This window comes from Acidobacteriota bacterium (genome assembly GCA_020845575.1).
Lineage (GTDB): Bacteria > Acidobacteriota > Vicinamibacteria > Vicinamibacterales > Vicinamibacteraceae > Luteitalea.
The window spans coordinates 77,214-98,208 of sequence record JADLFL010000024.1 but is presented as its reverse complement, the minus strand read 5'-3'; the positions used below and the strand labels follow the sequence as shown (position 1 = coordinate 98,208).

General features: G+C 68.2%; 20 protein-coding genes. 3 read left to right on the top strand and 17 right to left on the bottom strand.

Translation table 11 applies throughout. The features are described from left to right. Window positions 1-22: 22 nt before the first annotated feature. The 13 genes from IT182_07835 to IT182_07775 all read right to left on the bottom strand — a co-directional run bounded on the left by IT182_07835 (window position 23) and on the right by IT182_07775 (window position 13,932). Window positions 23-1,048 (bottom strand): sugar kinase, encoded by a 1,026-nt coding sequence (locus IT182_07835; GenBank protein ID MCC6163244.1) that lies wholly within the window; start codon window positions 1,046-1,048, stop codon window positions 23-25. A gap of 21 nt (window positions 1,049-1,069) precedes the next feature. Beyond that, entirely contained in the window at window positions 1,070-1,714 is a 645-nt protein-coding gene (eda, locus tag IT182_07830) for a bifunctional 4-hydroxy-2-oxoglutarate aldolase/2-dehydro-3-deoxy-phosphogluconate aldolase (GenBank protein ID MCC6163243.1), read from the bottom strand. Then, complete coding sequence (locus IT182_07825; GenBank protein ID MCC6163242.1) at window positions 1,711-3,222, bottom strand: MFS transporter; 1,512 nt, start codon at window positions 3,220-3,222, stop codon at window positions 1,711-1,713. The genes eda and IT182_07825 overlap by 4 nt, the downstream gene beginning before the upstream one ends. A 21-nt stretch (window positions 3,223-3,243) precedes the next feature. Further along, window positions 3,244-4,017 carry a glucose 1-dehydrogenase gene (locus IT182_07820; protein MCC6163241.1) on the bottom strand — a complete coding sequence of 258 codons (774 nt, stop codon included), beginning with the start codon at window positions 4,015-4,017 and terminating at the stop codon, window positions 3,244-3,246. Window positions 4,018-4,071: 54 nt separating this feature from the next. Beyond that, the gene (locus tag IT182_07815) at window positions 4,072-4,860 is read right to left on the bottom strand and encodes a FadR family transcriptional regulator (GenBank protein MCC6163240.1); all 789 of its coding nucleotides are present in this window, start codon (window positions 4,858-4,860) and stop codon (window positions 4,072-4,074) included. Window positions 4,861-5,087: 227 nt separating this feature from the next. Then, window positions 5,088-6,050: a sugar phosphate isomerase/epimerase gene (locus tag IT182_07810; GenBank protein MCC6163239.1), complete on the bottom strand. Its 963-nt coding sequence runs from the start codon at window positions 6,048-6,050 to the stop codon at window positions 5,088-5,090. Continuing rightward, complete coding sequence (locus tag IT182_07805) at window positions 6,047-7,192, bottom strand: Gfo/Idh/MocA family oxidoreductase (protein MCC6163238.1); 1,146 nt, start codon at window positions 7,190-7,192, stop codon at window positions 6,047-6,049. Before IT182_07805 ends, IT182_07810 begins: the two co-directional genes overlap by 4 nt. Window positions 7,193-7,229: 37 nt before the next feature. Continuing rightward, a complete protein-coding gene (locus tag IT182_07800; GenBank protein ID MCC6163237.1) occupies window positions 7,230-9,080 on the bottom strand; it encodes a GMC family oxidoreductase in 1,851 nt (616 codons plus the stop codon). 23 nt (window positions 9,081-9,103) lie between these two features. After that, a complete protein-coding gene (locus IT182_07795) occupies window positions 9,104-10,873 on the bottom strand; it encodes a GMC family oxidoreductase (GenBank protein ID MCC6163236.1) in 1,770 nt (589 codons plus the stop codon). Further along, the gene (locus tag IT182_07790) at window positions 10,873-11,511 is read right to left on the bottom strand and encodes a gluconate 2-dehydrogenase subunit 3 family protein (protein ID MCC6163235.1); all 639 of its coding nucleotides are present in this window, start codon (window positions 11,509-11,511) and stop codon (window positions 10,873-10,875) included. The genes IT182_07795 and IT182_07790 overlap by 1 nt, the downstream gene beginning before the upstream one ends. 51 nt (window positions 11,512-11,562) lie before the next feature. After that, the gene (locus IT182_07785; protein MCC6163234.1) at window positions 11,563-12,588 is read right to left on the bottom strand and encodes a Gfo/Idh/MocA family oxidoreductase; all 1,026 of its coding nucleotides are present in this window, start codon (window positions 12,586-12,588) and stop codon (window positions 11,563-11,565) included. Window positions 12,589-12,725: 137 nt separating this feature from the next. Beyond that, complete coding sequence (locus tag IT182_07780; GenBank protein ID MCC6163233.1) at window positions 12,726-13,061, bottom strand: FAD-dependent oxidoreductase; 336 nt, start codon at window positions 13,059-13,061, stop codon at window positions 12,726-12,728. Window positions 13,062-13,068: 7 nt separating this feature from the next. Further along, complete coding sequence (locus IT182_07775; GenBank protein ID MCC6163232.1) at window positions 13,069-13,932, bottom strand: alpha/beta hydrolase; 864 nt, start codon at window positions 13,930-13,932, stop codon at window positions 13,069-13,071. A gap of 189 nt (window positions 13,933-14,121) precedes the next feature. Between IT182_07775 and xylB the strand changes: the two genes are divergently transcribed. The 3 genes from xylB (at window position 14,122) to IT182_07760 (ending at window position 17,425) form a co-directional block, all read left to right on the top strand. Further along, window positions 14,122-15,624 (top strand): xylulokinase, encoded by a 1,503-nt coding sequence (gene xylB, locus IT182_07770; protein ID MCC6163231.1) that lies wholly within the window; start codon window positions 14,122-14,124, stop codon window positions 15,622-15,624. Window positions 15,625-15,695: 71 nt separating this feature from the next. Continuing rightward, window positions 15,696-16,226 carry a glutathione peroxidase gene (locus tag IT182_07765; GenBank protein ID MCC6163230.1) on the top strand — a complete coding sequence of 177 codons (531 nt, stop codon included), beginning with the start codon at window positions 15,696-15,698 and terminating at the stop codon, window positions 16,224-16,226. A gap of 41 nt (window positions 16,227-16,267) precedes the next feature. Then, window positions 16,268-17,425 (top strand): xylose isomerase, encoded by a 1,158-nt coding sequence (locus IT182_07760; protein ID MCC6163229.1) that lies wholly within the window; start codon window positions 16,268-16,270, stop codon window positions 17,423-17,425. A gap of 1 nt (window position 17,426) precedes the next feature. Here the strand turns inward: IT182_07760 and IT182_07755 are convergent, their stop codons facing one another. The 4 genes from IT182_07755 to lpxB form a co-directional block, all read right to left on the bottom strand. Continuing rightward, entirely contained in the window at window positions 17,427-18,113 is a 687-nt protein-coding gene (locus tag IT182_07755) for a hypothetical protein (protein ID MCC6163228.1), read from the bottom strand. Between the two features lie 2 nt (window positions 18,114-18,115). Continuing rightward, window positions 18,116-19,198: a matrixin family metalloprotease gene (locus IT182_07750; GenBank protein ID MCC6163227.1), complete on the bottom strand. Its 1,083-nt coding sequence runs from the start codon at window positions 19,196-19,198 to the stop codon at window positions 18,116-18,118. Beyond that, window positions 19,195-19,752, bottom strand: coding sequence for a hypothetical protein (locus IT182_07745; GenBank protein ID MCC6163226.1), 558 nt, complete (start codon window positions 19,750-19,752; stop codon window positions 19,195-19,197). The genes IT182_07750 and IT182_07745 overlap by 4 nt, the downstream gene beginning before the upstream one ends. 106 nt (window positions 19,753-19,858) lie before the next feature. Beyond that, window positions 19,859-20,995, bottom strand: coding sequence for a lipid-A-disaccharide synthase (lpxB, locus tag IT182_07740; GenBank protein MCC6163225.1), 1,137 nt, complete (start codon window positions 20,993-20,995; stop codon window positions 19,859-19,861).

The window sequence follows — 20,995 nt, the reverse complement described above, 5'->3', positions numbered from 1 at the left end:
AGCCCCTTCGTCCGCGCGCGTCCTATCGCTGGACGCGGCCGCTGCCGTCGCCTTTCACGAGGCGCTCGACCTCGTGGACGGACACGCGGTTGAAATCGCCCGGGATCGTCTGCTTCAACGCGCTGGCGGCAACGGCGAACCGCAGCGCGTCGATCGGCGAGCGGCCCGTGACGAGGCCGTAGATCAGCCCGCCGGCGAAGCTGTCGCCGCCGCCGATCCGATCCACGAGCCGCACGTCGTAGTGCTGACTCCGCTGGAAGCTGCCCGTGGCCTTCTCGTAGATCACCGCGCTCCAGCCGTTGTCGCTGGCCGAGTGGCTCTCGCGCAGCGTAATCGCGATGAGCGAACAGTCGAACGTGGCGGCGACTTCCGCGGCCGTCGCCTTGTACGCCTCGAGGTCGAGCTCGCCCGTCGTCACGTCGGTCCCGTGCACCTCGAAGCCGAGTACCGACTGGATGTCTTCTTCGTTGGCGATGACGACGTCCACCCACTCCATCAACGGCCGCATCACCGACTGCGCCTTCTTCGAGGACCACAGCTTCTTGCGAAAGTTGAGGTCCATGCTCACCGTCGCGCCGGCGGCCTTGGCGGCCTGCAGCGCTTCCTTCGCGCACGCCGCGCCGTTGTCGCCGAGCGCCGGCGTGATGCCGGTGCAGTGGAACCACTTCGCGCCATCGAACACGGTCTTCCAGTCGACGGTGCCCGGCGTCATCTCGGCGACAGCGGACCGCGCGCGATCGTAGATGACCTGCGACGCGCGCTGGCTCGCCGATGTCTCGGCGTAGTACACGCCGATGCGGTCGCCACTCCGCACGATGTGCCCGGTGTGAACGCCTTCGGCGCGGAGCGCCTTGATGGCCGCTTCGCCGATCGCGTTGTCGGGCAGCGCCGTCACGTAGTGGCTCTCGAGGCCGAACGCGGCAAGGCTGACGGCCACGTTGGCTTCGCCGCCACCGAACGTTGCGACGAACTGCGGGGTCTGGAGGAACCGCTCGAACCCCGGAGGGCTCAGGCGGAGCATGATTTCACCGAAGGAAACGACTTTCATGGCGACTCAGGGGCTCAGGGATTAGATGCGCGCCGATTTCACGCTGGCGACGACGGCGCGGGCGTTCTCGGCGATCTGGGCGAAATCGTTGGCGGCGAGGGCCTTGGCGTCGACCAGGTTACTGCCCACGCCGACGGCGCAGGCGCCGGCCTTGATCCAGTCGCCGGCGTTGGTGAGCGTGACGCCGCCTGTCGGCATCAACTTCACCTGCGGCAGCGGTGCCTTCACGTCCTTGATGTAACCGGGGCCCAGCGTCGTGGCCGGGAAGACCTTGACGATGTCGGCACCTGCCTGCCAGGCGGTGAGGATCTCGGTGGGAGTGTAGCAGCCGGGCATGACGGCCACATCGTACCTGTGCGCCAGTTCGATCGTGCGCAGGTCGAGGATGGGCGACACGAGGTACGACGCGCCGGCGAGGATCACCTGTCGCGCGGTCTCGGGATCGAGCACCGTGCCCGCGCCCAACTGGAAGCCGCCCGGCAGATCCTTCGAGAGCTGTTCGATGAGGCCGACGGCGCCAGGCACCGTCATCGTCACCTCCATCGCCGTGACGCCACCTTCAATCAGCGCGTCGACCACCGAGCGCAGCTTGCCGGCATCCTTGAGACGGATGACGGCAACCACACCACTGGCTTCGACCGCACGGACCACATCGGTCCGACTCATGCCCGTCCTCCCGACGCCACAGCGGACGTCTCGAGATTGGCCGGCGTCATCCTCGGGACCAGCAGGTGGATGACGGCCAGCGCAATGAGATACAGCGTGCCGGCCGCGACGAAGATCGGCACGTAGTTGTTGTTCGATGCGTCGAGCCAGACGCCCACGGCGATCTGCATGATCGCACCCCCGCAGGCCCCCATCATGCCGCCGAAGCCGATCACGCTGCCCACGGCGCGCCGCGGGAACATGTCGCTCACCAGAGTGTAGAGGTTGGCGCTCCACGCCTGGTGTCCCGAGGCGGCGATGCTCACGAGCGCGACGGCCATCCACAGGCTGTCGACCTGCGCCGCGAACACGATCGGCGTCACGCTCACGGCGAACACGCCCATCGTCAGCTTGCGCGCGGCGTTGACGCTGTAGCCGCGGTGCATCAGCTTCGAGCTCACGTACCCGCCGAGCACGCTGCCGACGTCGGCCACGAGGTAGATCGTGGCCAGCGGCAGCATCGCCCCGCGGATGTCCACGTGATGCGCCTTCACGAGGAAATCGGGTAGCCATGTGAGGTAGAGCCACCACACCGGATCGGTGAGGAACTTGCCCACCGCGTACGCCCACACCTGACGACGCGGGTTGAGCACGATCGCGGTGATGAGTCCCGTGGCGAAGAGCACGATGGCCATGAGGCGCGCTGCGAAGAACGTGACGGCCACCGTGCCGCTCACGAAGCACACGGCCGCGACGATGCCCGCCAGGACCAGTCCGGGGACCTTCACCGCCGCCCCATCCGGCGGATCGCTCTCGATCAGCGCGAGCTCGTCGGCGTTGACGTGCGGATGTTCGCGCGGTGTCCGGTACTGCCACCACCACACGACGAGCCACAGGAAACCGATCGCGCCCGTGCCGACGAACGCCCAGTACCAGCCATACCTGATCGCGATGATCGGGACGATGATGGGCGTCGCCAGCGCGCCGACGTTGGTGCCGGCGTTGAAGAGCCCCGTCGCGAGGGCACGCTCGCGCTGCGGGAACCATTCGGCGATCGTGCGCACGGACCCGGGGAAGATCGCCGCTTCGCCGACGCCGAGCAGCACGCGGCAGAGCGCGAAGCCTGCCACCGACGCCGACATCGTGAGCCCGAGCGCACCGAACGCGCCCTGCACGGCGTTACCGATGATGGGCGCTTCGGCGTGGAGCATGGCCGCCACGCTCCACAGGAAGATCGCGATGGCCAGGCCGCGTCGCGTGCCGATCTTGTCGATCAACCAGCCGGACGCCAGCATGCCGCACATGTAGGCGACCTGGAAGAAGAAGTTGATGTAGCCGAACTCCGTGTTCGACCACCCGAACTCTTCGGTCAGCGGCAGCTTGAGGACCGCAAGCACGTTGCGGTCGATGTAGTTGATCGTCGCGGCGAAGAACAGCAACGCACAGACGATCCAGCGCACGTTGGTGGGTTTGCCTGTGGCGGCCGGCCCGGCGGGGCCTCCGAGGGATGCGGCGTCTGCCTGGGCCATGGATTCTCCGGTGGACGACCGCTACTGGTTCACGCCGCTGGCAAGGAACCCGCCGTCGACGACGAGGACTTCGCCGGTGACGAAACTGGCGGCGGGCGACGCGAGGAACACGGCGGCGCCGGCGAGCTCGGCGATGCTGCCGAAACGCTGCATCGGCGTGCGGGTGAGGAACTCCCTGCCGCGCGCCGTGCCGTCGAGGAGCGCGGTGTTCAGGTCCGTCCTGAACACGCCTGGTGCGATGGCATTGACCGTGACGCCGTGCCGCGCCCACTCGATAGCGAGCGACTTGGTGAGCGAGGCGACGGCCGCCTTGCTCGCGGAGTACGCAGCGACTTCATAGAGCGCCACGAACGACGAGAGCGAGGCGATGTTGATGATGCGCCCCCACTGGCGTTCGATCATCGACGGCGCGAACACCTGACAGGCGCGCAGCGTGCCCGTGAGGTTGGTCTCGAGAATCGCTGACCAGTCGGCCTCGTCCACCTCGAGAGTGGGCGATCGCTTCGTGCGGCCGGCGCAGTTGACAAGGATGTCGCACGGCCCGAGTTGCGCCGCGACACCGTCGCGCAGCGCCACGAGCGACGCGCGATCCGCGACGTCGACCGTCAGCCGAGATGTGCGCCTCCCCGACGCCTCGATCTCACCGGCCACCTGGTCGACGAATGCCTGCCGTCGTCCCGTGGCCACGACATCGGCTCCCGCTTCAGCGAGCCCGTGCGCCAGTGCCTTGCCGATACCCGACGTGCCGCCTATCACCACGGCGACGCGACCACTCAGATCGAATCCTTGGAACATGTCGAGGGTGGCAATCCTATATCAGGACGATTTCACGATTTCACGATTCGAGAATCACTTCCCCGCCGCTGCTCTGACGCGGACGACCTCGAAGGTCTGCAATTCTGACATTCCGGCAATTCCCGCCATTCTCCCCGCCTCATCCTGCTGCCGCTCACGCGCGGCTGACAGGTGCGCGTCCATGGCCTGACGGGCTCGGTCGGCGTCGTGGCTGCGCAGGGCGTTGTAGATCGCGCGATGGTGTTCGGCGGCTTCCTTGAGATCGCTCGCCCTGTTGGCGGTACGGCGGCGTTGCTCGTAGAACAATTCCGACACCATCTCGACAAGGGAGGCCAGGATCGGATTGGCGGCAGCCGCGGCCACGGCGCGATGGAAGCGGATGTCGTGCAGGAGGAACTCCTGCGGGTCGTCCATCGACGCGTACATCTCCGTGATCTCTTCCGAGATCGATGCGAGCTGATCGCCCGTGGCACGTTCGGCCGCGAGTCCCGCCACGCCGACCTCGAGGATGCGCCGCGCCTCGAACATCTCGTCGCGCGAAAAACGGTGGAGTGCTGCCAGGAAGCTGAGCGGCTCGCTGCCGAGCGACGGCGGGCCGCCCCGAATGAAGGTGCCGGCACCGTGGCGCGACTGCACCACGCCCATGGCCGCGAGCGCGCGCAGCCCCGCCCGGACGCTCGGGCGGCTCACCCCGACCTGCAACGCCAGTTCACGCTCGGCGGGCAGTCTGTCGCCCGGGCCGATGTCGCCGCGGTCGATGCGATCCCTGACGTGCCGCACCACGAGCTCTGCCGCCGCAATGTCACACGGTTTCTTGGATTGGTCTTCGACGCATTTGGTCATACCAATTCAGTACCTTACTGGCAGGGTTGGATTGGCAGCGACCGTACCACCCGCACGCAGGCGTGTCAAATGTGGCGCGCATGAAGATGGAGATGCTCGGGCGGCGAGACCTTCGGGCCCCGCCGCCAGCGAGCGGCGACTCGTCGCCATCAGAGTCGCAAAATTGGTTTCTCCACTTCCGACGGATCCGACTTATCGGAGTCGTCAAACCAAGAAACCGATGCGGGCTAGACCCACCACGCCTCGGCGGGCTGCTCCTTCAGGATGAGCGGGCGCAGGAAGCGCACGGCGTTGGCCAGGCCTTCGTCGACCGACGCCAGGGCATCCTCATGTTCGATGCTGACGACGTGGTCGTAGCCGACCAGACGCAGCGCCGAGATGATCTCCGCCCAGTCGATGGCGCCGTGTCCCCAGCCCACCGTGCGGAAGAGCCACGACCGCTCGGTCATGCGGGTGTAGGACTTGGCGTCGATCACGCCGTTGATGCGGACGTTGTCGCGGTCGAGTGCAACGTCCTTGGCGTGGAAGTGGAAGATCGCGTCGCCCAGCGCGCGCACGGCGGCAGGGACGTCGACGCCCTGCCAGAACAGGTGGCTCGGATCGAAGTTCACGCCGATCTGCGTGCCGACGGCCGCGCGCAGCTTCTGCGCGGTCTCGACGTTGTAGACCACGAAACCGGGATGCGATTCGAGCGCCACGCGCACGCCGTGGTCCCTGGCGAACTTCGCCGCCTTCGTCCAGTAAGGAATGACCTTCTTTTCCCACTGCCAGTCGAGGACCGCGAGGTAGTCGGGCGGCCACGCGCACGTGACCCAGTTGGGCCCCTTGCTCGCGTCGCTGTCGCCCGGGCAGCCCGAGAACGTGTTCACCACGCCCACGCCGAGCGCCTCGGCCAGGCGAATCGTCTTGCGGAACACCTCGTCGTGCGACCTGGCGAACGCCTTGTCGGGATGCAGCGGGTTCCCGTGGCACGACAACGCCGAGATGACGAGCCCCGCGTCGCTCAGCTTCTGGCGATAGGCCTTCACCTTCGCCTTGCTGGCCAGCAGGCCATCGACGTCGATGTGCGCCGCGCCGGGATACGCCCCGGTGCCGATCTCCACGGCGTCGAGCCCCGCGGCCGTGACCTTCTCGATGACCTGATCCAGCGTCAGCCCCGCAAACAGGGCCGTGAACACACCGAGCTTCATGAGGGAACCTCCGTCCACACATTGCCGTTCCGATGACTGGTCAGCACGGCATCGATGATCGCGTTGGCGCGCCAGCCGTCACGGAAGGTGGCCATCATCGGCGACGCCTCGGACATCGGACGGCCTTCGGCGATGTGCTCGTACGCCGCGGCGAGGATGTTGCGGAACGCGTCGGGCCACGCCTCCTGATGACCGCCGGGCAGCTTCGCCATGCCGGCCACCGACGGATCCATCAGCGACGGATCCTTCTGGAGGATCACGTTGCCGGAACTGCGGTGCCCGATCCAGAGCTCGTTCTGCTGCTCCTGATGCCAGCGCAGCGACGCCGCGGCGCCGTTCACTTCGAGCATGAGGTCGTTCTTGTGGCCCGCGCAGATCTGGCCCACCGAGAACGCGCCTCTCACGCCGCCCTCGAACCGCACGAGCACGGAGCAGAGATCCTCGACCTTGATGTCCACGAGCTCGACCTGATCGTCGGCGCTCCCCCTGGCGAACGCGTTGCGCGATCCGAGCGGACGCTTGCGCACGGGAATCACCGTCGCGAGATCGGCGAGCACGTGCGTGATGCGCAGCCCCGAAACGTGCTGCGCCAGATCGCACCAGTGCGAGCCGATGTCGCCCATGGCCGACGACTCGCCGCCCTTCTCTGGTTCCAGCCGCCAGCTGTAGTCGGTGTCGTAGAGCAGCCAGTCCTGCAGGTAGCGACCGTGGATGAAACGCGGGACGCCGATCTCGCCCTTCTCCACCATCACGCGCGCCTGCTGCACGAGCGGGTTGCCGCGGTAGTTGAACGTCACCGCGTGCACCACGCCCGCCGCGGTCGCCGCGTCGAGCAGCTCGCGCGCCTGCGCCGAGGTCATCGCCAGCGGCTTGTCCGACACCACGTGCTTGCCCGCCTTGATGGCAGCCATCGTCACCGGATAGTGCAGCGCGTTGGGCGTCGTGTTGTGCACGACATGGATGTCAGGGTCGGCGACGAGCGCCTCATAGCTCGCGTACGCCTTCGGCACGCCGAGCGCATCGGCCTTCCTGCGCGCCGACGCCTCGCTCGAGTCGGCCACGCCCACCACGTCGACGAACCCCAGTCGTCGCACCGCTTCGAGGTGATGGGGTCCGATGAACCCCACCCCGACCAATCCCATCCCGATTCTCTTCACGAAGACTCCTGATGCTCGTGGCTTACAGATTCCCGGCCCGCATCTGTTCCTTCACGTAGTCCATCGTGCGCCAGCACATGGCGAGGATGGTCCACGTGGTGTTCTGCGTACCGCCCGAGACGTACGGCGCGGCGTCGGCGAGGAACACGTTGTCGATGCCGTGCGGACGGCACCAGGCGTCCGAGTACGAGGTCTTCGGGTCGGTGCCCATGCGCGCCGTGCCGATCTCGTGGATCGACCACCCGGTCGGCAGCGGCTCGCGACCGATGCGGATGTCCTCCGCGCCCGCGGCGCGGAACATCTCCTCGATCGAGTCGGCCATGTCGGCCACCATCTTCATCTCGTTGTCGCCGAAGCGGTAGTCGAACTTCAGGACGGGGATGCCCCACGCGTCGACCACCGTGTCGTCGAGCAGCACGCGATTCTCGTGGCGCGGCAGCACTTCGCCGAACCCGCCGAACGAGATGGGCGCCGGATAATACTTGCGCACCGCGCTCTTGAACGCCGACCCGAAACCCGGCGTGCCCTGCGCGTTGCTCGGATACTCGCCCGATCCGCCGCCGCCCTGGAAGTGATAGCCGCGGATGAAGTCCTTCCGCTTGTCGTCGCCGATGTTGCGGAAGCGTGGCACGTACGGGCCCACCGCGCGCGCATCGTCGATCGTGGGCGCCTTGCCGACGCGCTGCGGGATGATGCCGCTGCCCCGCACGCCCATGATGTGCTCGCTCAGATAGCGTCCGAGGATGTCGTTCGTGTTGGCCAGGCCGTTCGGATAGCGTCCGGTCTTCGAGTTGAGCAGGATGCGCGTGCTGTCGAGCGTGCCCGCGCCGAGCACCACCACGCGCGCGGTGAAGTCCATCACTTCCTTGGTCTGCGCGTCGATCACGCGGACACCGCGAGCCCTGTTCGTGGCCTCGTCGAGCAGCACTTCACGCACCACCGAATACGGGCGCAGCGTCATGTTGCCCGTGTCGCGTGCGGGGGCGATGAGGGCGGCCGGCGAGTGGAACGCCGCGTTGATCTCGCAGCCGCGCCCGCACCGCCCGCGGCGCATGCAGCGCAGGCGGTACTTGTTGTTGAGCAGACCGTCGGTGGTCACGCCGGCCCGGCCTGGAATCAGCTTGCGTCCGAGCTTCGCGATGCCGTTACGGAACACCGTCTCGGTGCAATTGAGCTTCGACGGCGTCTGGAACACACCGTCGGGCACCTGATCGAGGCCTTCGATGCTCCCCGAGCACCCGAGCAGTTCGTCGACCTTGTCATAGTACGGCTTGACGTCCTCGTAGCCGATCGGCCAGTCCACGTCGTAGCCGTCGAGGCTGGCGGCCTTGAACTCGTACGGCCCGTAGCGCAGCGCGCCGCGGCCCCAGAAGTTCGTCTTCCCGCCGAGGATGCGTGCGCGCACCCACGCGTACGGCGTCCCTGTGATCGGGTTGTCCTTCTCGTCGACCACCCAGTTGCGCGTGAAGGTGTTGCCCGCGTAGCTCGTGAGCTTGCGGTACTTCTCGAACTGCGGATGGTTGCCGTACGGACGATCGACGAAGTTGTATTCCGCAACGTTCAGGCCGTGCATGTCCGGCGGCATCCGATGACGACGGAGTGACTGATACGGCCACTCCATCGTGCGGTACTCCTTCTGGTAGTCGAGCATGCGGCCCGCTTCGAGCACGAGCACCTTGATGCCCGCCGTGGCCAGCTGGAACGCCGCCATGCCGCCTGCCGCACCCGATCCGACGACGATCACGTCCCACGGACCGGCGTCCGGCGTGATCTTCGTCGACAGATCGCGTGACTCGGCGAGCACCGCCGAGAGATCGATGTCGAGGGAGAGGTCGGGCTGCTGTGGGCGGGCGTTGGCTGACTGGCGTTGCATGAGTGTCCTGGTCTGTCGGATTGCTAGAGGTTGCCGCGCTTCATCTCGTCCTTCACGTAGTCCATGGCGCGCCAGCAGAGCGCCATGATCATCCACGTGGGATTCTGACAACTGGCCGAGACGAAGATGCTGCCGTCGACGACGAAGAGGTTCTTCACGTCGTGTGTCTGTCCGAACGTGTTGGTGACCGACGTCTTGGGATCCGCGCCCATCCGCGCCGTGCCCATCTCGTGGATGGACCAGCCTTCGGTGAGCACGTCGCGACGCACGCTGATGTCCGTGGCGCCGGCGGCCTTCAGCATCTCCTCGGCCGTATCCGCCATGTCGGCCGCCATCTTCCGTTCGTTGTCGCTGAAGGTGTAATCGAACTTCAGGACCGGCACGCCCCACGCGTCCCTGACCTCCGGGTCGAGGAAGACGCGGTTCTCACGGCGCGCGAGCACTTCACCGAAGCCCGTGTAGTTGATCGTGGCGGGATAGCTCCGGCGGACGGCCTGCTTGAATGACGCCCCGAAGCCAGGTGTCCCCGGCGCCAGCGCGGGGAACTCGGCCGAGCCGCTCGCGCCCTGGAACCCGTAGCCGCGAATGAAGTCGGGGTGCCGATCGGTGACGTTGCGGAAGCGCACGATGTACGTGCTCTGCGGACGTCCATCGTCGTTGGTCGCCGCGGTGTTCACGCGCGACGGCAGGATGCCGCTCGCACCGGGTCCCATCACGTGCTCGCAGAAGTAGCGGCCGACAACGCCCGAGGAATTCGCCGCGCCATCGGGCCGGCTCGCCGATCGGCTGTTGAGCAGCAGGCGCGTGGACTCGAGGCAGGATGCGGCAAGAATCACCAGTCGCGCCGAGAAGTCCATCGTGTCGTGCGTGCGCTGGTCGATCACGCGCACGCCCGTCGCCTTGCCGGTGCTGTCGTCGATCAACACCTCGGACACGACCGAGTCGGCGCGCACCGTGAGGTTGCCGCTGTCGCGCGCCGGGAAGATCAGCGACGCCGGTGAGTGGAACGCCGCGTTCAGGTCGCACCCGCGACCGCAGCGCCCACGGCCCATGCACCGCTGGCGATACTTGTTGTTCAGCACGCCATCGGTGGTGACACCCGCACGGCCGGGAATGAGGCGGCGTCCCATCTTCGCGATCGCGCGCTGCAACTGCACCTCACCGCAGTTCAACTTGAGCGGACGCTGGAAGATGCCATCCGGCAGGTGCGGAATGCCCTCCTTCGTCCCGGAGATCCCGAGCAGCGTGTCGACCTTGTCGTAGTACGGCGCGATATCGGCATAGCCGATCGGCCAGTCTTCGCCGAAGCCGTCGTGCGTCTTCGCCTTGAGATCGAGATCCGAGAAACGCAGCGAGACGCGGCCCCACAGGTTCGTCTTCCCCCCGAGCACACGCGCACGCACCCACGCGTACGGCGTGCCGGTGATCGGGTTCTCCTTCTCGTCGACAATCCAGTCGCGCGTGAAGCGATTACCCGAATAGGCCATCACCTTCTTGTAGCGCTGCATCTCCGGCGTGAGGCCGTACGGACGATCGAGCGTGCGGTATTCGGCGGCCGACAACGCGAACTCGCCGACAGGCAGACGATGGCGGCGCATGTCGACGTACGGCCACTCCATCGTCTTGTAGTCCTTCTGCGGGTCGAGCATGCGCCCGGCCTCGAGCAGGAGCACCTTCACGCCCGCCATCGCGAGCTGGAACGCCGCCATGCCTCCGGCCGCACCCGACCCGACGACGATGACGTCCCAGGGACCGGAGGCTGGTGTGATCGGAGGCGTGGGCTGGGCGTCCATCAGTCCGCAGCCTTGACCGGGGCCTTCTGTCCGCAGTGCGGGCAGTCCTTGCCGTCTTCGGTGAGGCAGCCCACGAACTCGGGCAGGAACTGGTTGCCCTTGTACTGCAGATCCTTGTGGATGCCGATCTCCGACGTGTAGTAGCCGCGAACCGTGGCGTCCTTGGCCGTACGGAAGAACTGCTCGACGGGCGTGGTCGGCTTGGCCTCGTTCGCGCTGATCTCGGTGAGCAGCGCCGTCGCCTGCGTGGCGCTGAGCTTGACGAAGGGCACCTTGAACTTCGCGACGGACGCCTCGTCGAGCGCGGCGACGCCAGCCACCCACCGCTCGCGCACCTGCGGATTGGCCTCCGAGAGCAGCAGGTCGATGTAGTCGGCCACGCGGGCGGCACGGGCCCCGGGCGAGTGCGCGTCGGTCGGGATGATCGCTTCGGCGATCGCGTCGACGGTGGCGTATTGCGCCTTGGTCAACGCCTTCAGCGCGGGTGCGGCGTTGGCGCGCTGCAGCGCCTCGTACGCCATGGCCCCTTCTTCGGAGATCAACGGCAGCAGCGCGATGGATCCGACGCTCGCGCCAAAGGCCTTGAGGGCGGTGCGCCGATTGATGCCGGCAGGTTCGACGTGTGACGTGTCGCTCATCTCTTCGTCTCCGGACCGCGGTGGCGCGTCTGCCGCCGGCGGCCCCAGGTTTCAGGCTGTCGCCACCTTCGTGGCAAGCCCCGTGCGGGCCGATTCGTAGAGCGCCTCGGCCAGGGCCACGCTGCGCCGCCCTTCGCGCCCGTCGCAGGCCGGCCGCTGGTGCGCGGCCAGCGCCGCCAGGAAATCCTCGACCACGCGCCGATGCGGTGTCGCATCAGAGACTACGGCAGTCGAGGCGCTCTTCGTTGCACTCGTGAGCGACGGCCCCGCTTCGGCGCCGCTCTTCAGGTCCCAGCTGAGGATGCGATCGTGCTCGATGATCAGCGTGCCTTCGGTGCCCGTCACTTCCACACGCCGCGGATACCCCGGATAGGCGGCGGTGGTCGCCTGGAGGGAACCGAGCGCCCCTGAGGCGAATGACAGCGACGCCACGAGCGTGTCTTCGACGGCGATGTCGTGCAGGAGCGCCGCGGCGCGCGCGTGGACCTCGGTGACGTCGCCGAGCAGGAACAGCAGGAGATCGACCGTGTGAATCCCCTGGTTCATGAGCGCGCCGCCGCCGTCGAGCGATGGCGTGCCGCGCCACGCGGCGGTCGTGTAGTACTCGGGCGCGCGATACCAGCGCACCCGCGCGTCGACGAGCAGGATCGGTCCGAGCCTGCCCGCCGCGATGCCGTCGCGCGCGGCGCGCAGCGCGGGCGTACAGCGATCCTGGAAGAAGATGCCGAGCGACACGCCGGCGCGCTCGACGGCCTCGATGGCTGTGTCCACGCGCTCGAGCGTGACATCGAGCGGCTTTTCCGCGAGGACGTGACAGCCGCGCGAGGCCGCCAGTGCGATCTCGTCGGCGTGCACGCCAGACGGCGACCCGATGCAGACCAGATCGAGCGACGTCGCGTCGAGCAGCTCGGCCAGCGACGCGGCCGCGACCAGGCCGTTGCGCGCCGCCAGCGCACCCACCTTGGCCGCGTTGGGCCCGCACACGCCGACAGGCTGCAGGCCCTCGACGCCCGTGACGGCCCTGATGTGCGTGTCGGTGATGTTGCCGCCCCCGGTGAACCCCACTCGCATGGTCACCGGCGGCCTCGTTCCTGTGTCGTCACTGTCCCGGCGAGCATATGACAGGGTGTCGATCACCGGCAACCGGCAACCGGCAGTGGGCAACCGGCCACCGGTCAGCACGCCAGGACACTGTGGGCTATCGATGAAGGCGGTCAGTCGACGGGCGGACGGTCGAACACGGCGCCTTGTCGCTTCAGCTTTGCCGACAGGGCGGCCGTGTCGATGGCCTGGACGGCGACGCCGGCGTCGATGACCATCTTCGCTGCCACGCCGGCCGCCTGGCCGATGCCTGACGCCATCCCGCCGATGTGATCGCGCGGTTCGAGCAGCGCCACGCGGGCGCCCTCGCGCGCGGCGGCGATGGCCGTGACCACGCCACCGGCGATGCCGCCGTATACCACCACGTCGAAGGCCCGCGGCGCGGTCTGTGCGGCAGCCATCGCCGGCAGCGTCGTCAGGAGCAGTGCGAGAAAGAGGCGTGCGCGCATGATGTCGCTACTTCACAGACACAGTGGTTTCGCGCGCGAAGCCGTGCTTGTGCAGCCACAGCCCGCCAAGAATCGGCCACGTGCCGATGGGGCCATCCTTGACCTCTCCGAGACCGAAGCCATGACGGCCGCCTTCGTAGAGGTGCAGTTCGAGTTCGACGCCGGCCTTCCGCATTGCCTCGACGAACAGGAGGCTGTTCTCGGGCGGCACGCCGGTATCGCCTGTCGTGTGGACGAGGAACACGGGAGGCGTGCGCGAAGTGACGCGGCGCTCGGACGACATCGCGGCCATCTGCTCCGGCGTGGCGGTTTCCCCGAGCAGGTTCGTGCGCGATCCCTTGTGGACGTACGCGTCCTCCGTAAAGGTGATCACGGGGTAGATCAGGATGGCGAGATCGGGACGGCTGCTCACGCGTTGGACGGGATCGGTGGCGCTCGCATCACCGTCGGTGAACTGCGTGGCGGCAGTGCTCGCGAGGTGGCCGCCCGCGGAGAACCCGAGGATGCCGACGCGACCGTCGAGGCCCCAGTCCGTCGCGTGTGCCCGCACGTACCTGATCGCCCGCAGCGCGTCTGAGAGCGGCGCGGGATGGCGGTAGGGCGACACGCGATAGCGCGCGACGAACGCCGTCACGCCGATCGAATTGAGCCAGCGCGCGATCGGCTCGCCTTCGTGCGCCGCGCGTCCGCGATACCCGCCTCCCGGCAGCACCACGAACGCCGCCCCCGTCGCCGTCCCCGGCGCGGGCTGATACACGGTGAGCGCCGGCGTGTCCTCGGCCCCGGTCCCGGTCGCCAACGGCGCATCACCCGACCACAGCCGGGTCTCGGTCCCCGTCGGTGGACGTTGCGCCGCAGCCGATGACGTCATGCCCAGGACTGTGAACAGAAACACGCACGAACGAAATGACATCGTGATCTCTCCGCGAAGATGGAGATGGAGATGGAGATGGAGCTGTCGCCTTCCGGCCGGGCCAGTGGCCGGTCGCCGACCTTCGATCCGGTTGCCCGTTGCCCGTTGCCGGTTGCCGGCCGTGGTTATAGCATGCGGCCCGGCGCCATGACCTATCTCCTCGGCATCGACGTGGGTACGGGCGGGACGCGCGCGCTGATTCTCGACGAGTCCGGAACGGTGATCGCGTCGGCGACGGCCGATCACGCGCCGTTCGCGGCGCCGCAGACGGGGTGGGCCGAGCAGGATCCCGACGACTGGTGGCGCGCATGCCGGCAGGCGGTGCCGCGCGCGCTCGAAGCCGCGGGCCTCGACCCGTCGGCCATCGCGGCCATCGGCCTCACGGGACAGATGCACGGCGCGACGCTGCTCGACGGGGCGGGCGCGGTGGTGCGTCCGGCGTTGATCTGGTGCGACCAGCGCACGCACGAGGAGTGCGCGCTGCTGACCGAGCGCATCGGCGCGGCTCGCCTCATCGAATGGACGAGTAACCCGGCGCTGACGGGTTTCACGCTGCCCAAGCTGCTGTGGGTGCGCCGTACCGAGCCCGACGCGTGGGCGCGCGTGCGCCACGTGCTGCTGCCGAAGGACTACATCCGCTATCGCCTCACGGGACGCTTCGCCACAGACGTGGCCGACGCATCCGGCACGCTGCTGTTCGACGTGGCGCGGCGCCGCTGGTCGCGAGAGATGTTCGGCGCCACGGGCATCGAAGCGACGATGATGCCGGAGGCGTTCGAGGGCCCCCAGATCACGGGATCGCTCACGACAGACGGCGCAACAGCCGTCGGCCTCCGTCCCGGCATCCCCGTCGTGGCCGGCGGCGGCGATCAGGCGGCAGGTGCGGTTGGCATGGGCATCGTGACACCCGGGGCCGTGTGCGCGACGATCGGCACCTCCGGCGTCGTCTTCGCGGCAACGGACAGACCGGCGCTCGATCCGCGGGGCCGCGTCCACACGTTCTGCCACGCCGTGCCTGGACGCTGGCATGTGATGGGCGTCACGCAGGCCGCCGGGCTGTCGCTGCGCTGGTTCCGCGACAGATTCGGATCGGGGCCGAGTGACGACCGCGACCCCTACGAGCGTCTCGCAGACGAGGCGCTCGCCGTGCCGCCCGGCGCCGACGGCGTGCTGTGGGCACCGTACCTGATGGGTGAGCGCACGCCGCACCTCGACGCGCATGCCCGCGCCGCGCTGGTCGGCCTTGCCGCGTCGCACACCCGAGCGCACGTGATTCGCGCCATCCTCGAGGGCGTCGCGTTCAGCCTGCAGGACAGCTTCACGATCCTTCGGGAGATGCAGGTGCCGGTCGAGGCCATCCGACTCGGTGGCGGCGGCGCCCGCGCCGCGCTGTGGCGGCAGATCCAGGCCGACGTGTACGGACACGACGTGCAGACTGTTGCGGCCGAGGAAGGCGCGGCCTACGGTGCGGGCATCCTCGCCGGCGTCGGCGTGGGCGTGTGGCCCGACGTCGACACGGCGTGCGATCGCGTGGTCCGCGTCACGGGCGAGGTTGCGCCGGGTGAAGGACGGGCCGTGCTCGCGCGTCAGTACCGGGCCTATCAGGCTCTCTACCCCGCGCTGCGTCAGGTGCGGGACGCGCTCGCATGAATCGCGCGCGTCGCCCCGTCAGGCGCATCGCTCGCGGTCTGGCCGATGCCGTTGCGTTCCTCCGGACTGCCATGACCAATACGCTCACGCCGCTACGCGAGACCGACGGATCGCTCTACGCCCTCACGGCGGACGCGCTCGACGGGTCGCCCGTTCCACTCTCCACGTTCGACGGTCGCGTCACGCTCGTGGTCAACACCGCCAGCGCATGCGGATTCACGCCGCAGTATGCGGGCTTGCAGCGCCTGCACGACACACTGGCCGATCGCGGCTTCGCCGTGCTCGGGTTCCCGAGCAACGACTTCGGCGCACAGGAACCCGGCACCGCCGACGAGATCGCCACGTTCTGCTCGGGGACGTACGACGTGCGCTTCCCGCTGTTTGCCAAGGTCGTGACGCGCGACGGGCCGGCGCAGTCATCCGTCTATCGCTTCCTTGGCTCCTGCGGCCGTTTGCCGAGCTGGAACTTCGGCAAGTACGTGGTCGGCCGCGACGGCAGGGTCAAGGCGTACTTCTCCAGTCGCGTCGCACCCGATGACGAGACGGTGCGCAACGCGATCGACGCCGCACTCGACGAGCCGCCGCCGCAACGGCAGCCCTGACGTACACTCCCCCGCGAGTCCCCTTCTTCGGAGATCGTTCCGTGCCAGACCCGTACAGCCCTGCCCCGTCGCACAAGTTCTCGTTCGGTCTCTGGACCGTCGGCAATCGCGGCCGCGATCCTTTCGGGGAACCCGTGCGGGAGGCGCTGCCTCCGGACGAGGCTGTCGCGATGCTCGCTGAGGTCGGTGCGTGGGGCGTCAACCTCCACGACAACGACCTCGTGCCCATCGACACCACGCCCACCGAGCGCGACGCCATCGTGCGCGCGTTCAAGGCCGCGATGCAGGCGCACGGCATCGTGTGCCCGATGGCCACCGTGAGCCTGTTCACCGATCCGATCTTCAAGGACGGCGCCTTCACCGCCAACGATCCGCAGGTGCGCGCCTACGCCATCCAGAAGACGATGGCGGCGATGGACATCGGCGCGGAACTCGGCGCGACAACGTTCGTCCTGTGGGGCGGACGCGAAGGCACCGAGACCGACGCGTGCCGGCGCCCCGACGAGGCCGTCAAGCGGCTCAGGGAAGCCGTCGATTACCTGTGCGCGTACAGCCTGTCGCAGCGTTACGGCTATCGGTTCGCGCTCGAAGCCAAGCCGAACGAACCGCGCGGCGACATCTACATGGCCACGACGGGCAACTATCTCGGCTTCATCCCTACGCTCGCGCATCCGGAGATGGTGGGTGTCAATCCCGAGGTCGCCCACGAGACGATGGCCGGGCTGAACGTGACGCACGCCGTGGCGCAGGCGTGGGAAGCCGGCAAGCTGTTCCACATCGACCTGAACGACCAGAATCCGGGCCGCTACGATCAGGACTACCGCTTCGGCGCCGCCAATCCGCGCGCGGCGTTTTTCCTCGTGAAGTTCCTGGAGGACGTCGGCTACGACGGGCCGCGCCACTTCGACGCGCACGCCTATCGCACCGAGGATCGCGAAGGCGTGAAGGCGTTCGCGCGCGGGTGCATGCGCACGTACCTGATCCTGAAGGAGAAGGCCGCGCAGTGGAATGCCGACGCGGAGATCCAGGCGATCCTGCGCGACGCGCACGGCGACGGCAGCAGCGTCGGGGCGTTCACGGCCGACGGCGCGCGCGCACTCGCCGGCCGCACGTTCGACAGGCACGCGATCGCCGCGCGAGGCCTCGCCTACGAGCGCCTCGACCAGCTCACGACGGACATCCTGCTGGGAGTTCGCTGACTTACAAGCCGTACGTAAGTCCACCCACGACGACGAACGTGGGACCGCGCTCTTCGGCGAGGCGGATTCCGCCGCGGAGCCAGACGAGGCGCGCGTCGCCGCGAAGGGCGAGACGGCTGGTCCATCCGCGAGGCGCACGCGACAGCCGCACACGCACGCCGCCACCCGCATACACCACGGAGCCGGTCTCGGCCGTCGTGCGGGGTTGGTCGAGCTGGCGCAGGTAGCCGCCGCCGGCCACCACGAACGGCGACACACGCCGGCCCGTCCATCGATGCTGCAGCGCGCCATCCGCCACCACCTGCGTGAGGCGCGACGTGGCCGTCACGTCAGGTGCCCCTTCCGTATCTGCGGACAGGCGCACGGCGAAGTCCGGCCGGGCGTACGAGAATCCACCCTCGGCCCACCATCCTCCGGCGATGCGCACGCCCACGCGCCCGTCCACGACTGGCGCATCGGAGATCGACGTCTTCGTGGTGAAGAGCGCCGCCTGTCCGCTCGACGGCACGTCGTTGGTCGACATGTTCGCCGGCACGCCACCGAGATCCGCGCCGCCGAACACGCCGCCGAGCACCGCCAGTTCGAACCGTCGCTCACCCGCCTGTCGCGACGATGCCGTCTGCTGCGCGAACGCCGGCGCAGCCGACAGCACGACGCCGACCAGCACCCACCATCCAGCCGCGCGCACGTTCACTTGGCCACGACCGTGATCACGACGTCGGGAATGTTGCCCGCGCGGGGCACGAACACCGCACGCGGGGAGAACGCCACCCGAAAGTTCACGTCCACGCGCGGCGAGTCGATGAAGCTCCTCACGTCGCCATCGTCAAGCGGCTCCACCCGCAGCACGACTGGGCCGGGCTCGAGGCCAGCAAGGATGAAGTTGCCTGCATCGTCCAGCGTCACGCCGCCCACGAGCTTCCCCGAGCGCAGGTGCATCGCCGCGACGTGCGCACCGAAGACGCCGATACCATCCTTGGTCACGCGGCCGGAGATGCTGCCGGTCTCACGACGGAACGTGCCGTCGGGATAGATGTCGGAGACGCCGGCGATGTCGTCGGCCTCGAGCACACGCCCGCTGACGTTGCCCGGTGAGAACGCGATCGGGAACATCACGGCCCCTGCCGACAGCACGCGACGGCCGGACCCGAGAACCTCGGTTTCGCCAAGCGCCGAATGCCCGAGACCGAGCAGGTGTCCGATCTCGTGCGTCGCGATCGACTCCAGATCGTAGCGACCGGGTTGCCCACTGCCTGCCACCGACCACGGGAACGCCGCGTTGAACAAGACGTCGGCTTCGAGCAGCGTCCCGCTGAGGAGATCGATCGTGTAGCTCGTGGCACCGAGCGTGCGATCGAGTTCGGGACGACTGTCGAATGCCAGCAGCGTGACGCCGTCGTTGTCGGACGGCACACGATCGGTCACACCGTCCTGCTGGAAGCGGATCGATGCGGTCGGCACCGATTCCCACGTCTGGAACGCGCGGGCGATGGCCTCGCGGAAGTCAGTCGCCGAGACACCGGCGACACCGCGCGATCCCACCGCGTAGCGAACGGGCTGCCCATCGGGCCACTTGAGCACGACGGACCGCCCGTCGATGGCGTAGCCGAACTTCAGATACGCCGACGTCGGCATCGTCGCCAGCAGCGCGAGCACGGCCACGAGCGCGAAATGTCGGGCATGCTTGCCGCGCCGTAGCGCCGCGGGCGCGAAGGCGGGCTGCGATGCCGGGAATGTCCTGCCGACAAGGCTCCGAGCCGAAGGTCGCGTCATCGCGCGGCTCCGGCAGCGGCAAGGGTGCGGACGTCGCGTGCGAGATCGGTCATCGTGCGCGGAAGCCGCGACACGGCGCCTCGTGCGTCGGCCGACGTCGACGGCGCCAGTACGCGCGCGACGCCGTCTGGCCCCATGGTCGCGCGCATCGCGCCCTGGTGGAGTCCGACCACGCTGTAGCCACCGCGCGGATGTGACGCGAGAAACCACACGCCCCTGTCTCCCGCGGCGACATCCGGTACGCCAGGCACGCGTGTTTCCGTGCGGCCGATGCGCCCACCCGCCAGGCGCACGTACACGACCGCGTCAGGCTCGCCCTTCCACGCCGACGCGACCCGTACGCGCACGATTCGCTCGATGCGTCCGCTGACCTCGACGTGCTGCACGTCTTGGACCGTGCCGTCGACGATGACATCCGCGGCACCCACCAGTTCGCTCAGCGCCAGCGGCACGACGGTGGAGGCTCGCGCGTCGGACGTCGGCCCGGCGCAGAGCCACGCCAGCACCACCACGCCCATCCATGCTCGTCTCGACCGTCGTTCGTGCACCGTCACGCCTCGACTTCCTCCAAGGTGTAGCTGCCGCCCCCCACTACTCAGATGAGCTGCCGGACTTTGTCCGGCAGTCAGCGATCTCCGTCCGCCGGATGAAATCCGGCGGCTACACCTCAGCTCCCGCAACATCCAGTACCGCCGCCGCTGCCCGATCCGACGCACCAGGACCGCCAAGAGCCCGCACGACCTCCCCCAACTGCCTGCGTACCTCATCGGCATACGCGGGGTCGGTCAGGAATCGGCGCGCTTCGGCGTGGAGACGCTCGGCGGTGAAATCGTCCTGGATCAACTCCGGCACGATGCGCGTCCCCGCGATCAGGTTGACCATGCCGAACGTGTCGACCTTCACGAACGGCCGGCCGAGTCTGTAGGTCAGCGGCGACAGCCGGTACACGATCACCATCGGCCTGCCGTGGAGAGCCGTCTGGACCGTGGCCGTCCCCGACGCCGTGAGCACGAGATCGCTCGCGGCCAGGACGGCGTCGGTATCGCCCTGATGGATCGCCAGAGGCAACCCGGCCGACTGCGCCACGGCCAAGTCGGCGTCAGCCAGACCCGGCGCACGCGCCACGACGAACTGCAAGTCCGGCGCGTCGTCACGCAGCCGCCGACACGCCTCGATCATCGTCGGCAGCGTACTGACCACCTCGTTGTGACGGCTGCCTGGAAGCAGCGCGATCGTGCGCGCGCCAGCCGACAAGCCATGACTCGCAAGGAGATCCTCACGTGAGATCCGGGCGTCGATCAGGTCGATGAGCGGGTGCCCGACGAACGTGACGGGGACGCCGGCCCGTTCGTAGAGCTCGCGCTCGAACGGGAAGATGACGAGCACGCGCGACGCGAACCGCTCGATCACCTTCATGCGCCCGGGGCGCCACGCCCAGAGTTGCGGGCCGATGTAGTACACGACGGGGATCCCGCGTGCGTGAAGAGCCTGACCCAGTCTGAAGTTGAAATCCGCGAAGTCGATCGCGACGAACACGTCGGGGCGACGACGCTCGGCTTCCGCGACGAGGTGCTTGTACATCCGCCACGTGCGCGGCAGCGTGCGCAACACTTCGGACAGACCCGTAACGGCCAGCCCCTCATAGGAGCCAAGCAACTCAGCACCGGCAGCGGCCAGGCGCGGCCCGCCGAAGCCGAACACCTCGACATCGGGCGCCTGGCGGCGCAGCGCCGAGGCAAGCGCGCCGGCGTACAGGTCGCCCGACGGCTCGCCGCACGAGATCATCACGCGCGACAT